Origin of the sequence: Enterovibrio norvegicus FF-33 (assembly GCF_000286835.2) — a bacterium.
GTDB lineage: Bacteria > Pseudomonadota > Gammaproteobacteria > Enterobacterales > Vibrionaceae > Enterovibrio > Enterovibrio norvegicus_A.
In genome coordinates this window covers 889767-901671 of record NZ_AJYD02000013.1, presented here as the reverse complement: position 1 = coordinate 901671, position 11905 = coordinate 889767, and the positions used below count along the sequence as shown (strand labels likewise).

The 11905-nt window shown below is 47.7% G+C and carries 16 protein-coding genes, 1 tRNA gene and 1 other RNA gene; 6 read left to right on the top strand and 12 right to left on the bottom strand.

What is annotated here, in order from left to right:
• Positions 1-2 precede the first annotated feature (2 nt).
• Together A1OO_RS06405 and A1OO_RS06400 are read left to right on the top strand one after the other, a co-directional pair.
• Positions 3-93 (top strand) — tRNA-Ser (locus A1OO_RS06405).
• 249 nt (positions 94-342) lie between these two features.
• Positions 343-483, top strand: a non-coding RNA gene (locus A1OO_RS06400) — RtT sRNA.
• 111 nt (positions 484-594) lie between these two features.
• Here A1OO_RS06400 and A1OO_RS06395 read toward each other — a convergent pair.
• The 12 genes from A1OO_RS06395 to flgA form a co-directional block, all read right to left on the bottom strand.
• Positions 595-1323 (bottom strand): GntR family transcriptional regulator, encoded by a 729-nt coding sequence (locus A1OO_RS06395; protein WP_016959293.1) that lies wholly within the window; start codon positions 1321-1323, stop codon positions 595-597.
• A gap of 174 nt (positions 1324-1497) precedes the next feature.
• Complete coding sequence (locus A1OO_RS06390) at positions 1498-2439, bottom strand: transketolase family protein (RefSeq protein WP_016959292.1); 942 nt, start codon at positions 2437-2439, stop codon at positions 1498-1500.
• Positions 2436-3272, bottom strand: a complete 837-nt coding sequence (locus A1OO_RS06385; protein WP_017004963.1) for a transketolase — start codon at positions 3270-3272, stop codon at positions 2436-2438. The genes A1OO_RS06390 and A1OO_RS06385 overlap by 4 nt, the downstream gene beginning before the upstream one ends.
• A gap of 52 nt (positions 3273-3324) precedes the next feature.
• A complete protein-coding gene (locus A1OO_RS06380) occupies positions 3325-4677 on the bottom strand; it encodes a PTS ascorbate transporter subunit IIC (RefSeq protein WP_016959290.1) in 1353 nt (450 codons plus the stop codon).
• Between the two features lie 11 nt (positions 4678-4688).
• Positions 4689-4955: a PTS sugar transporter subunit IIB gene (locus A1OO_RS06375; RefSeq protein WP_016959289.1), complete on the bottom strand. Its 267-nt coding sequence runs from the start codon at positions 4953-4955 to the stop codon at positions 4689-4691.
• Between the two features lie 10 nt (positions 4956-4965).
• Positions 4966-5409 (bottom strand): PTS sugar transporter subunit IIA, encoded by a 444-nt coding sequence (locus A1OO_RS06370; RefSeq protein WP_017004962.1) that lies wholly within the window; start codon positions 5407-5409, stop codon positions 4966-4968.
• Between the two features lie 363 nt (positions 5410-5772).
• The gene (locus A1OO_RS06365) at positions 5773-6480 is read right to left on the bottom strand and encodes a lytic transglycosylase domain-containing protein (RefSeq protein WP_017004961.1); all 708 of its coding nucleotides are present in this window, start codon (positions 6478-6480) and stop codon (positions 5773-5775) included.
• Entirely contained in the window at positions 6477-6920 is a 444-nt protein-coding gene (locus A1OO_RS06360; protein WP_017004960.1) for a flagellar protein FlgN, read from the bottom strand. The genes A1OO_RS06365 and A1OO_RS06360 overlap by 4 nt, the downstream gene beginning before the upstream one ends.
• A 24-nt stretch (positions 6921-6944) precedes the next feature.
• Positions 6945-7226, bottom strand: coding sequence for a flagellar biosynthesis anti-sigma factor FlgM (gene flgM / locus A1OO_RS06355; RefSeq protein WP_017004959.1), 282 nt, complete (start codon positions 7224-7226; stop codon positions 6945-6947).
• A gap of 216 nt (positions 7227-7442) precedes the next feature.
• Complete coding sequence (locus A1OO_RS06350) at positions 7443-8231, bottom strand: helix-turn-helix transcriptional regulator (protein WP_017004958.1); 789 nt, start codon at positions 8229-8231, stop codon at positions 7443-7445.
• Between the two features lie 25 nt (positions 8232-8256).
• Positions 8257-8787, bottom strand: a complete 531-nt coding sequence (locus A1OO_RS06345) for a YbhB/YbcL family Raf kinase inhibitor-like protein (protein ID WP_017004957.1) — start codon at positions 8785-8787, stop codon at positions 8257-8259.
• Between the two features lie 122 nt (positions 8788-8909).
• Positions 8910-9662, bottom strand: coding sequence for a flagellar basal body P-ring formation chaperone FlgA (gene flgA / locus A1OO_RS06340; RefSeq protein WP_017004956.1), 753 nt, complete (start codon positions 9660-9662; stop codon positions 8910-8912).
• A 147-nt stretch (positions 9663-9809) separates the two neighbouring features.
• Here flgA and flgB point away from each other — a divergent pair, with 147 nt between their 5' ends.
• From flgB to A1OO_RS06320, 4 genes are all read left to right on the top strand, one after another.
• Positions 9810-10172, top strand: a complete 363-nt coding sequence (gene flgB, locus A1OO_RS06335; protein ID WP_017004955.1) for a flagellar basal body rod protein FlgB — start codon at positions 9810-9812, stop codon at positions 10170-10172.
• A 2-nt stretch (positions 10173-10174) separates the two neighbouring features.
• The gene (flgC, locus tag A1OO_RS06330; RefSeq protein ID WP_016959280.1) at positions 10175-10609 is read left to right on the top strand and encodes a flagellar basal body rod protein FlgC; all 435 of its coding nucleotides are present in this window, start codon (positions 10175-10177) and stop codon (positions 10607-10609) included.
• Entirely contained in the window at positions 10610-11290 is a 681-nt protein-coding gene (flgD, locus tag A1OO_RS06325) for a flagellar hook assembly protein FlgD (protein ID WP_017004954.1), read from the top strand.
• Positions 11291-11328: 38 nt separating this feature from the next.
• Positions 11329-11905 (top strand): flagellar hook-basal body complex protein (locus tag A1OO_RS06320; protein WP_017004953.1); only part of this gene is annotated, 577 nt, incomplete at its 3' end.

Genomic DNA, 11905 nt, shown 5'->3' with positions numbered 1-11905 from the left:
ACGGAGAGATGGCTGAGTGGTTTAAAGCACCGGTCTTGAAAACCGGCGAGGGTTTATAGCCCTCCTAGGGTTCAAATCCCTATTTCTCCGCCAAATTAGATTAAGCCCGCTCAGTGAGCGGGCTTTTTCGTATCTGGAATAAGCATTTATAAATAGGGATGCAGAATCCTAGGAGGGGGGGGACGCCTAGTCTTCAGCCGAGCGAAGCGAGACAACGTTGCCCCGACGAAGTCGGAAAGGCGACGGCCCGAAGGGCAAGGGAGCGCAGCGACAGAGTAAATCCCTATTTCTCCGCCAAATTAGATTAAGCCCGCTCAGTGAGCGGGCTTTTTCGTATCTGGAATAAGCATTTATAAATAGGGTGCAGAATCCTAGGCTTGGGTTCAGCCGAGCGAAGCGAGACAACGTTGCCCCGACGAAGTCGGAAAGGCGACGGCCCGAAGGGCGTGAGCGAAGCGAACAGTAAATCCCTCTATATCACGATCTGGCTCCACCAAATGAGAAAAGGCCGCTGTTCTTTCGAAAGATACAGCGGCCTTTTTGCATTTATCCGCCTTGGGCTATATGCGGTAGATCACGTCCAGAAGAACAAGACTAGCGCTTTGTGACCTGATGGATATTGAACAAATCACTATTAATTGTCGCAACGGTATATTCAAATGGGGTTCCATCCTCAAATGAAACTAACTCCCTAAGCTCTATCATAGCTTGTCCGGTGTCCACGCCTAGCATTTCTGCCAGTTCCGTATCATGAAGGTTAAACGCTGAGATATCTTGTTCCCGCATTTGTACTTTCTTGCCTGTCAGTCGTTCCATGTAGCCGTATTTTGAGTGCTCGATCTGATTAAATTCGAAGCCATGGCAGATAGCGACGGGGATATGCGTCTGTTCAAAAGAGACAGGCATATTGCCAAAGCTCATCAATCGCTCGAGATAGTAGACCTGTTCATTGGGCTTAATACGCAACGCATGGGCGATTTGCACGGTAGGGACTTGAATTATTGCGCTAGAAACCACACGCCTGACTGCACTTTGGCCAGCCTGTTGTGCCTGATGATCGAAAGGGGAGAGTTCGTGAAAATTGCCGCTTTGCACAGGTAGGCCGGAGCCAACATAAAGTCCAGAACCTTTAACGCGATAAATGACGCCTTGTTCAACCAAGTAGCGTGTAGCCTCACGAACTGTTGAACGTGTAATACCGATGTGCTTGGCAATGCCTGCTTCAGTATCCAGTTTGTCTCCTGACTTCAGGTTAGCTGACGATATTTTTTGTTCAATAAAGTCGATAACTTCCTGCTGCTTCCCTGTCACTTTGATGGTCATAGTGTTCTTATAATTATCTTGTTCGATGATTGTAATGGCCCGCGTTTAGGCAATGTCGTGCAGATAAAAAAACTGGTATCTACATGAAGATACCAGTTAGCAGTGTATGTTATTGCGCGGTGAAAACAAATACGCTTGTTTTACCGTGAATGACCGATTTTGGTTACGGAGTCGTTACTTGTCAGCTAATACAGAGAAGCAGAAATCGGCAATACGTTCAGCGCTGATCCCATAGGCATCTTTGAGGTAGTCTAAAGAACCAACCTGACCATATTGTTCATTCACGCCAAGCTTATGGAATTGCTTAAGCGCGACACCAGAGGAAAGCAATTCGCTTGCTACCGCGTCACCCAAGCCACCGATAGTATTGTGGTTTTCAATGGTGATTACTCGCCCCGTTTTTTGCGCGTACTTCACGACGAGTTCTGTATCCAGCGGCTTGATGGTGTGCATATCGATCACAGCAACGGTAGCGTCTGTATTGTTTTCGATGATTTCCGCAGCCTCAAGTGCATCATGAACACAAATGCCTGAGGCAATAATTGTCAGCGTTTCACCATCGTTTAAGACGTTACCTTTGCCGATTTCAATGTCGCTTTCTGACTCATACAGCGCAGGAACATCTTTTCGTGTTGAGCGAATGTAGTTAACGCCCTTACGGTGATAAGCATGGCGCATTGCCGCGCGCAGAACGTGTTCATCGGACACATCGACGATCGTGGCATTCGGAACCAAGCGCATGAGGCCAGTGTCTTCAAATGGCATATGCGTGCCGCCATTGGTCACAGCTGTCACACCCGCATCACTACCGAAGATGTTAATGTGTTGGCCAGCATAGCCGCCAGCGAGGAAAATCTGATCATAGCAACGGCGTGTTGCGAAACAGCCAAAAGAGTGTACAAACGGCACTTTACCAACCGCAGATAAGCCAGAAGCTACGCCAATCATGTTGGCTTCTGCGATGCCGCATTGCAGAAAATTCTTCGGAAAAGCGTCTGCAAATTTGCGGGTGCTGACACTGCCCATCAAATCGGCTTCCAATACCATGACATCATCATGTTGTTCAGCCAATTCCATCAGCATTTCTGCATGGATAACTCGAAGTTCTTTGCTCATTTTAGTTCCTCAATTTTTGCATCCAACAGGGCTATGTCTGCTTCAATCGCAGCGCGCAAATTGTCGTCTAGGCGTAAATGGTGGTTTGCAGAAATTGAAATCACACTCTGCATGCCTTGGCCTTTTTCGGTATCGAGAATAATGGCGGTAGGGCGGTCATTCGTTGCAATGGCTTTTTCGATGACGTCACAAATCGCTTCAACATTTCCACCATCAACAGACAGCGATTGGAAACCGAAAGATTCGAATTTCTTCTGAAGGTCAAACGACGCTTGAATGTCGTTGATGTCACCATCGAGTTGGCGTTTGTTGTTATCAACAAAAACCACCAGATTGCTGAGTTTGTGGTGGGCTGCAAATTGAATGGCTTCCCAGCATTGGCCTTCTTGAAGCTCACCATCACCAACAATGGTGAATACGTTGGAATCTGAACCTGCCGCCATGCCAGTTGCACATGAAATGCCTTGACCGAGCGAGCCAGTTGTCATGTCTACGCCGGGCGTTTTTTGCATGTCAGCGTGGCTTGGCAGATTCGTGCCGTTGGCATTGATGGTTTTTAACCAAGAAATGTCAAAGAAACCGCGCAATGCCAAGGTGGCGTAAAGCGCTGGGCCAGCATGACCTTTTGAAAGTACAAACAGATCGCGGTCTTTCATCTGAGGGTTTGCTGGGTCGTGCTTTAGGTAGCGACCGTAAAGACAAGCAAGGGTTTCAGTGACAGACAGGCAACCACCAAAGTGTCCATAACCCATGTTTAAAAGTGCTGTCGCCATTTCTTTTTTGATAGACAGATTGAATGACTCAATCTGACGTAGATCAAGAGAAGATTGCATAGTTACCTCGGGGGAATAGGGTTAGCGGGCCGGTACTCAGCCCGCTTGGGAATTAGTTATTTTCCGCAGTTTCAGGTGTCTTCTTGCCCAAGAAGTTTGTGCTTAGTACAAGACCCGCCACCAGTGCAATACCCAGTACTACTGCTTCTTTACCGATCATTGCTAGGTAGCCAAGGAAGATACCTGTGATAGCGAAATCAGAGTCAGAGAACGTTGTGTTGGCAAAACCAAGGTCACCCAGAACTGGCAGTAACCAAAGGGTTAGGAAGGTAATGACGACACCATTAACGAAAGCGCCAACAGCTGCGCCACGACGACCACCGGTTGCGTTGCCGAAAACGCCCGCTGTCGCACCAGTGAAGAAGTGAGGAACAACACCAGGAAGGATGAGTGTTAGCTCCATCACACCCAATATCCCCATGCTCACTAAGCCACCTAAGAAGCTGCATAAGAAACCAACCAAAACGGCATTTTGCGCGTAAGGGAATACGATTGGGCAATCTAACGCTGGCTTAGCGTTAGGTACCAATTTCTGAGAAATACCGTTAAAAGCAGGGACGATTTCCGCAAGAACAAGACGCACGCCTTGAAGGATAACGAACACACCTGCAGCAAAACCAATCGCTGTCAAAATGGCGTAAACGATTGGGTTTTGGCCATTACTTAAGTTCTCCATGACAAACTCAGAGCCTGCCGCCAACACAAGGATGAGGTAGATAATACCCATGGTAAGAGAGATTGAGATTGAAGAGTCACGAAGGAACACAAGGTTCTTCGGCAAGTTCATCTCTTCGGTGCTTTTTGAACCTTTACCGACTAACTGACCGACAAGACCAGAAGCCACATAGCCGACGGTTGAGAAGTGGCCAAATGCAACGTCATCACTGCCCGTGATTTTGCGCATAAAAGGCTGTGCCATGGCAGGGAAAAGCACCATGATAAGACCCAACGTCACCGAGCCGAGGAACACCAGCGTAGCACCTGTAAATCCAGCCACACTTAGAATGATCGCAATCATACAAGCCATGTATAGCGTGTGGTGACCGGTCAAGAAGATGTATTTGAATTTACTGAAGCGAGCGAAGAAGATATTTGCGACCATGCCAAACGCCATGATCATTGACGTTGATGCGCCAAAGTCAGCCATTGCTGTGGCATAGATAGCTTCGTTATTGGGTATAACACCGCGAAGGCTAAAGCCTTCTTCCATGAGCACACCCATAGGGGTGACAGCGGAAACAAGGATGCCCGCGCCGCCGCCAATGACGATAAAACCAAGAATGGTTTTGATAGAGCCTTTGATGACATCGGAGCTGGATTTCTTTTGAATCGCCAAACCTAGCAGAGCAACTAAGCCAATTAGAATGGCTGGAGTACTAAGAATATCAGTGATGAAGTCAAGCATAGCCACACCCTCTAATTACGGTTTAAGTAAGCTTCAATCTTTTCTTTCATTGCGACTTTGTCGGTGATGTTAGGAATAGAAATAACATCGCCTGCATGAATACTGTCAGCCAAATCCTTGGTACAAATGAACACGTCAGCCATGTCCGGTGTCACTGAGCCCAAATCCGTGTGCTCAACGTCTGCATCGATACCCAAATCACGCATAATTTCTTTTACTTTCATTTCGATCATGAAAGAAGAACCAAGACCTGTGCTACAAACGGCCATAATACGCATAGTGTTACCCTCAATATTTTTTAATTATTTCAATGATTTCTTGTGTGTTCTGAGCATTGATAACAGCGAGGACATCCTCGTCGTTACAGAAAAACTCAGAGATAGAAGTGATCAATTCGATATGTTGGCTGCTGTCTTTGGCTGCCAACAAAAGAAGCAGTTTTACTGGGTCGTTATCTTCGCTGTGGAATTCGACACCGTTGCGGACGATAAGCAATGAAAGTGAGTTGTTGACGACACCCTCTTCAGGACGGGCATGTGGCATGGCTATCATTGGCGCGAGGACATAGTAGGGGCCAAGATCCAATGTGGTCTTAACGATCGCATCCTTGTAATCCGTTTTGATATCGCCAGATTCAATCAATGGCGCGCAGACCAAGTCGATGGCATTTTCCCAATCTGATGCGGAATCAATAATGGAAATTCGTTGTTCAGAAAGCAGCGTCGAAAGCATACGTATCACCTTGCTTATACATCTGTTAAGTTGTCTATACAGGTTGAATGTACGTGTTTTATCAAGGCTATTTTGTGATGTGCCTCTTAGTGATGACTGAGCAAAACAGCCAATTAACCATACTGTTTGAGTGGTCACATGTCGGGTTTATTTCACTGCGTGTAAGAATGAAAGTGAGATCTTATGCTAAGAATGAATGATAGAACGGTGATAAGTGTGGCCGAAATGTGTGGCTACTTTTGGGAGATTTGTATTTTACAAAGTTAGCGCGCCGGAAATGGCCTGTAAATTCATTGTGATGAACTTTAGCCCTGCCGTTTTACATCACTTTTCGCTCGTACTTATGTATCAGGCTTGAGCAGGTTATAAGTCAATCAGGCGAGGAATAGATGTTAGGTCAATCAGCGGCCTTTTAGCCAAACGTGCTTCGCCCGCGAACAACAGCATTGGTTCGAAATGTTCGTTATCAAGTGCTTTCACATTCACCAGTTCATTCAACCCATAAAATCGGCTCACGTACTGAGTGGTTTCTTTAGGTAATTTGAGCGATGAAAATACGTTTGTTCCAGCGCGCTTTATTGCCCGGGAAACCCGTCCTTCTCCTGCGTTATAAGCGGCGAGTGTGAGGGCTAAATCACCATCAAACTTGTGATGCAAAAATTTCAGATATTTGATGGCCGCATCGGTACTGGCATAGGCGTCAAATCGCTCGTCTTTGTCGCTTTCAACCGTTAATCCAAATCGCTTTGCGGTGGCAGGCATTAACTGCCACAGGCCACTTGCACTCGCTGAGGAAACGGCGGAAGGGTTGTATGAGGATTCCAGCATTGGGATGAGAACAAACGCGCTAGGTAAACCTTGGGAACGGAGTTCACCGAGAATGTGGTTCACCAATGGAGAATATGAATCAAACTGGCTGAGAATTTGCGTTTTATAAGGGGCGAGAACGCGGAATTCTTGTTCTATTTGGTTTTGCGTTGGAGCGGCGCTAAGTGAAAGAGAAACAACCAAAGAACACGCAAAGATAAGGGTTATGCGTGCTGTAGCGTACGTCAGCGTGGAGCGTATCACGATTGACCAATCTGCTCGTGATAGGTGTGGTTTTCCGATTGATTTAACTGGTTCAACATTTCGTGGAAACTGGCGGAAGTCTGGCCGTTTTCCGCATTGTATTGCTGACATTGCGTGATCAAGTCTTTCAGTATCATCCACTGCTTTCTTGCTTGCGGAGCAATGCTGGGCGGAAGAGCGTTCAGCAATTTTTTTGTACCTGCATCGTCTGCCGTTACGCCAATATTTGCCAGGCACTGCGAGCGCTCAATGGCAGTGCACTTTACCTGCTCAATGATGGGTAACTGTTTGCGAATGTTGGTTTGAAGCGCTGGCGCATCAAACTGTAGATAAAGGCCACGTTGCGCGATGATCAAAGGCAGTAATTGGTTGTATTGTTTTATGTCACTGCTAATGGTACGCAGAAATTGTTGAATATGTTGGGTGGCAGTCGATGCCATGTCCGTCCCCTCAATTAAGGTGTGTTATTCGTGGCCTGTGTGAAACTGCATGACGGCCTGTGATAGCGCCTGCATGTCTAAACTCAATTCGCCACGCTGAAGGGCAGTACGAATTTGTTCTACCTTTGCCATGTCAATATTCGGCATAGAGGCCAATTCTTGCTGGGCTTTACTGATTGCCGCCGTATTGGTGTTGAGTTGTGTTTCAACAACTGATGAGCGAACAGGCGTTTCAGCCGATTTGGTGGCCGTTTGATTCAGTGAGCTTTGCTGAATGTGGCCGCCCGCAACTTTATCGATTTTCATGTTTAATGTCCTTGTTCATCACTTATAGGATAAATGCGACCATCTTGATGACAGGATTAAATACGAAACGCATTTTTGATGAAAAGTGATGGTTTGTTGGAGAGAGTTACTCGGGTCACTGGTGATTTCGAGCTTTTTAACCGAGAGTTGCCAAGCTCAGTCCAATTTTTTCTTTAATTTGATGAATTTGTCGCCAATCGAAAGGGGTCGAAAACGTTACAGCGTTTGCACATATTGCTTTGGCGTTACTCCAAACACATCCTTGAAACGACTGGCGAAACGGACTTCGGATTGGTAGCCACAAGCGAGTGCGATATTGAGCTGAGTGCGTGATTTTTGCATCAAAGAAAGGGCATATACCATTCTGATGTTAGTGAGCACTTGCCTAAAAGAGGTCTCTTCAGAGGCAAGCTTACGTTTCAGTGTCGCTGGGCTCATGGAAAAGTGCGTGGCAACCGTATCGATGCTGTGCGCATCGCCGGGATTGAGGCTGAGATAACTCGCGAGTTGTTCTTTCAACGCCCCTTCTTTGCTTGGAAACAAAAGATGCAGAGACCCCGCGGCTTTTAGTTCAGCATAAAACCCGTGAAGGAACTGACGCTGCGTGTCAGCTGCCAAGTTTTTCTCTGCCATCTCGTAGAGCGTGTCGAAACAGTAAGCGAGTTGTGGCGTCACGCTGACGCGCGGTTCGCTATTGACAGCGTTTGATGCTGAAGCTGCGCTGCTCGATAAATCTTCTAGCCATTCAGAGGGCGGTGGTTCTAGGAAGGTGAGGGTACGGGAATAAAATGTTGTCTGTGACGGTTCATTCACAAACGTAAGATAATGACTGGCGGGCACAACCAGCCAGTCTTCTTGCGTGTAATGACGAGGATCATCTTGCCACCAAAGCTTTTTGTAGCCTCGGTTCACCCAGATAATAGTTGGCGCGTAAATCAACACATTGCGAAGCGGCTGCGAAGTCACACCGCGAAACTGCCCTGCCTGCACCAAAGTCATCGTCATCCGTACCCTCCGTTTTTGCTTTTACTTATTCGCTCACATAGGTTGCAGTGAGTGTCGCTTTGTCCAGTGCCGATGCATTTAGCATGTAGCCAATCAGGGCGTTGGACGGGTTATCTGGCAGTTCAAGCTTTTCAGTTGGTAATGCCCAAATGGTAAACTGATAACGGTGCATGCCATGACCTTTTGGTGGGCAAGCACCGCCAAAGCCAATTGCGCCATAATCGTTGCCCATTTCTCGGGCGTCTTTCAGTTTGCCCGATATGCCGCGTTCAACGCTTTGTTGCGATGATGGAATATCTAACGCGACCCAGTGCCACCATCCGCTGCCTGTCGGGGCGTCGGGATCATAGGCAGTAATGGCAAAGCTTTTTGTCCCTTTCGGTGCATCCTTCCAGCTCAGTTGTGGTGACAGGTTATCACCTGTGCAACCAAAGCCTTGAAAGGCGAAGGTCTCAGCCATGCGAGTCCCTTCTTGAATATCTTGGCTGGTTAACGTCAGTGCTTGGCTACCAAAAGACACGGCGGCGATGAATGGGACTAAAAATATGGTTTTCATGGTGGCTCTCCTTTGCAATCTGTGAGAACGAGAATATCAACCACCGCTTGAGCATTCTCTACAGAATGGCTCAATGTGAAACCAAATGGCACATGAAATGAGCTTTTTGGTGAAAAATTCAATTAAAACTGTGTATGAACCTGATTTAAACCTGTCACCAGTGCACGAACTACTTTCTCTGATGACAGATTTTGCACATCAATTTGCTGGCCCTTCTTCCCATTTTCTAGCGCCACCCCTTTGGTGCTGGCGGTAAAGCCATTTTTGCTGGCAATTACCACGACTTCATTGCCTTTTTCCACTAATGGAATCGCGCTTAATTTAGCGGGGTTTAAGACATAACCCGCGCGAACACGGCGTTGAGTTTGATGATCCGTGGCATCGGCTATGGATGTGAAAAAGGCATCGTCTCGGGTCAGTGTTCGAGCTTCCAATTTCAACGCTTTTGCAATCACCGTGTCGCCCCGCTGAAGGGCCGTTAGGGTGACCACTACTGGCAGGGTGATCGCGCCTTTGATCGACACGTTCATTCTCCACGGGTTGTTGAGATCTTCGCAACGCACGGAACGTTTGAGATGACCAATCGGCAGTGATTGATGGTCGCGACCTTCAATCACAAGCGAAGACTGACATGGCGGCAGGTGGCTGACGGCACGCGGCACGCGAATATCAAATGTCAGGGTGTAATCAGGCCAGTGACGAGACTGAGCGGTGTGTGCCACTTCGTCTTGATAAGCACGACCCACTACGTCTGTGATCGTGGCTTCTGACAACATGATTTCTGACTGCGACTTCTCCTTTGCAAACGCTGTTGAAGCGCCTAGTGCGCTCAATACGAACAGGGAAAAAAACACAGAACGAACGACAGGAACCATGGACTTCCCTTTGCTAAGTAATACTTCCGATAGGCGGAAGTTGGCTTTCCCTTTGTTTTTGTATCTCATTGATTTTCAATAATTATATTTCTGGCATGCATCTTGTAACTACCTGTGGGTATTCGAAATGAATTTAAGGAGAGAGGCATGGCAATCACGTTTGAACAAGCCTTGGGTGTGCACCCGGACGCGCTGAATTTTCGCGTTCAGCGTACCAAAGTCCTTGCGAGTAACCTAGCGAATGTTGATACGCCGGGATACCTCGCAAAAGACCTGAGCTTTACCACTGTGATGCGTCAAATGTCGTCGGGAAGTGTCACTAAACAAATCCCAAGCATGAAAATTGGCGCTCAGTACGCGATCCCTTATCAGAACAGCAAAGACGGAAACACTGTCGAGCTTGGGGTAGAGCAAGCCAAATTCACTCAAAACAACATGGATTTTCAAACCAGCCTGACCTTTCTGAACATGAAGTTTTCCGGCTTGGCAAAAGTGATTGAAGGACGCTAACCATGTCATTTACCGATATTTACACCATTGCAGGCTCGGCGATGAACGCGCAAACCGTGCGCTTGAATACCGTGGCCAGCAACCTCGCTAACGCCGATTCCGTGTCGGCCAATCCGGATGACGCTTACAAAGCGCTTAAGCCGGTTTTCGCGACGGTGTACAGCAACACCCAATTGGTCGCGGGCGAAAACATGTATCCGAATGCGGAAGTGCGCATTGTCGATGTGGTGCAAGCGCAAAATCAGGCTGAAAAACGCTTCGAGCCGAACAGTCCGCTCGCGAACGATGAAGGTTATGTCTACTACCCAGGTATTGATGTGGTGTCAGAAATGGCCGACATGATGTCTGCGACGCGTAGCTTCGAAACGAACGTCGAAGTGATGGCGAATGTCAAAAGCATGCAGCAGGGTCTGCTGAAATTAGGACAAGGTAGCTAAATGAGTATTGCACACTACACCGCCATGTCTGCGGACGCACCAATCACCGCCAGAAGCGAAGACGCCACTGTGTCTAGTAACCCTCTTGATACAAACAGCGCCAGCTCTTTGGAAAACGAATTCATCACCTTGATGGTGGCGCAAATCCAGAATCAGGATCCGCTTAACCCGCTTGATGGCACCGAATATGTCAGTCAGCTTGCACAGTTCTCACAAGTACAAAGCATGGAAAACATGTCGGGAACCATGCAAAACAGCATGGTGCTGCTCGACAACATGCAGGTGCTTTCAACCGCGGGTTTGGTTGGCCAAACCGTGTATGTATCAGGCAATGAGTTTGAGCTTGGTGAGGGCATTCAGAACGGAAAAGTGGAGCTTGCCCACGCATCCAATCAAGTCACCTTGGTGGTAAAAGATGCCTACGGACAGAAAACAGACGTGCCGTTGGGTGCGCACCAAGCTGGCGATGTTGATTTCTCTATCGACCCAGAAAAGCTCGGATTGAAAGCGGGTGAATACACCGTATCAGTCAACGTTCAAGACGGACAAGCTAGCCCTAACGTCTTGTTGGCCGGGCAAGTTGAACAAGTTCGCATTCCAAGCACTGGCGGCGCAGCACTGGTCAACATTACCGGTGTCGGCAGTGTTCCTTTCTATCAAATCACGCAGTTTGGCGCATAACCAAGCCATGACCATCAAACAAGGATAAGAGGATAATCATGAGTTTTAATATTGCATTGAGTGGTCTGGACGCGACCAACGCAGAACTGAACACCATCAGCCATAACATTGCCAACGCTTCAACGTATGGATTCAAAGGGGCGCGTACTGAGTTTTCTGCGGTGTACAACGGCATGCAACCGGGCGGTGTGGAAGTGGCGTCAATCTCGCAGAACTTTGATAAGAACGGCTCAGTGACAGGTACGGGTCGCGCCATGGATTTGGCGATCAACGGCTCGGGTTTCTTTGTCACCAAAGACAGCGCCGGCCAGAATTTATATACCCGCTCAGGCGTATTTGGCACGGACAAAGATAACTATGTGGTGTCCAATGCAGGTGCCAAGCTTCAAGGCTACAGTGTCGATGGCGCCGGAAATTTGCTTTCGGGATCGGTAGGGGATGTGCAAATTTCGACATCATCTCTGGCTGCCCAAGCCACAAATAAACTCGATTTCGTGGCTAACTTTGATGCCAGTGCGGAAGTGATCGATCAAACGACGAAACCTTTTGATCCTAATGACCCAAGCTCGTTTAACTCGTCATACACCAGCAAAGCTTATGACTCCCTCGGTAATT

Coding starts and splice junctions, on each gene's coding strand:
- flgD (WP_017004954.1), top strand. CDS start 10,610: ATGAGTATTGCACACTACACCGCCATGTCTGCGGACGCACCAATCACC.
- flgM (WP_017004959.1), bottom strand. CDS start 7,226: ATGAAAATCGATAAAGTTGCGGGCGGCCACATTCAGCAAAGCTCACTG.
- A1OO_RS06370 (WP_017004962.1), bottom strand. CDS start 5,409: ATGCTTTCGACGCTGCTTTCTGAACAACGAATTTCCATTATTGATTCC.
- A1OO_RS06375 (WP_016959289.1), bottom strand. CDS start 4,955: ATGCGTATTATGGCCGTTTGTAGCACAGGTCTTGGTTCTTCTTTCATG.
- A1OO_RS06395 (WP_016959293.1), bottom strand. CDS start 1,323: ATGACCATCAAAGTGACAGGGAAGCAGCAGGAAGTTATCGACTTTATT.
- A1OO_RS06350 (WP_017004958.1), bottom strand. CDS start 8,231: ATGACGATGACTTTGGTGCAGGCAGGGCAGTTTCGCGGTGTGACTTCG.
- flgA (WP_017004956.1), bottom strand. CDS start 9,662: ATGGTTCCTGTCGTTCGTTCTGTGTTTTTTTCCCTGTTCGTATTGAGC.
- flgB (WP_017004955.1), top strand. CDS start 9,810: ATGGCAATCACGTTTGAACAAGCCTTGGGTGTGCACCCGGACGCGCTG.
- A1OO_RS06345 (WP_017004957.1), bottom strand. CDS start 8,787: ATGAAAACCATATTTTTAGTCCCATTCATCGCCGCCGTGTCTTTTGGT.
- A1OO_RS06360 (WP_017004960.1), bottom strand. CDS start 6,920: ATGGCATCGACTGCCACCCAACATATTCAACAATTTCTGCGTACCATT.
- A1OO_RS06390 (WP_016959292.1), bottom strand. CDS start 2,439: ATGAGCAAAGAACTTCGAGTTATCCATGCAGAAATGCTGATGGAATTG.
- A1OO_RS06385 (WP_017004963.1), bottom strand. CDS start 3,272: ATGCAATCTTCTCTTGATCTACGTCAGATTGAGTCATTCAATCTGTCT.
- flgC (WP_016959280.1), top strand. CDS start 10,175: ATGTCATTTACCGATATTTACACCATTGCAGGCTCGGCGATGAACGCG.
- A1OO_RS06380 (WP_016959290.1), bottom strand. CDS start 4,677: ATGCTTGACTTCATCACTGATATTCTTAGTACTCCAGCCATTCTAATT.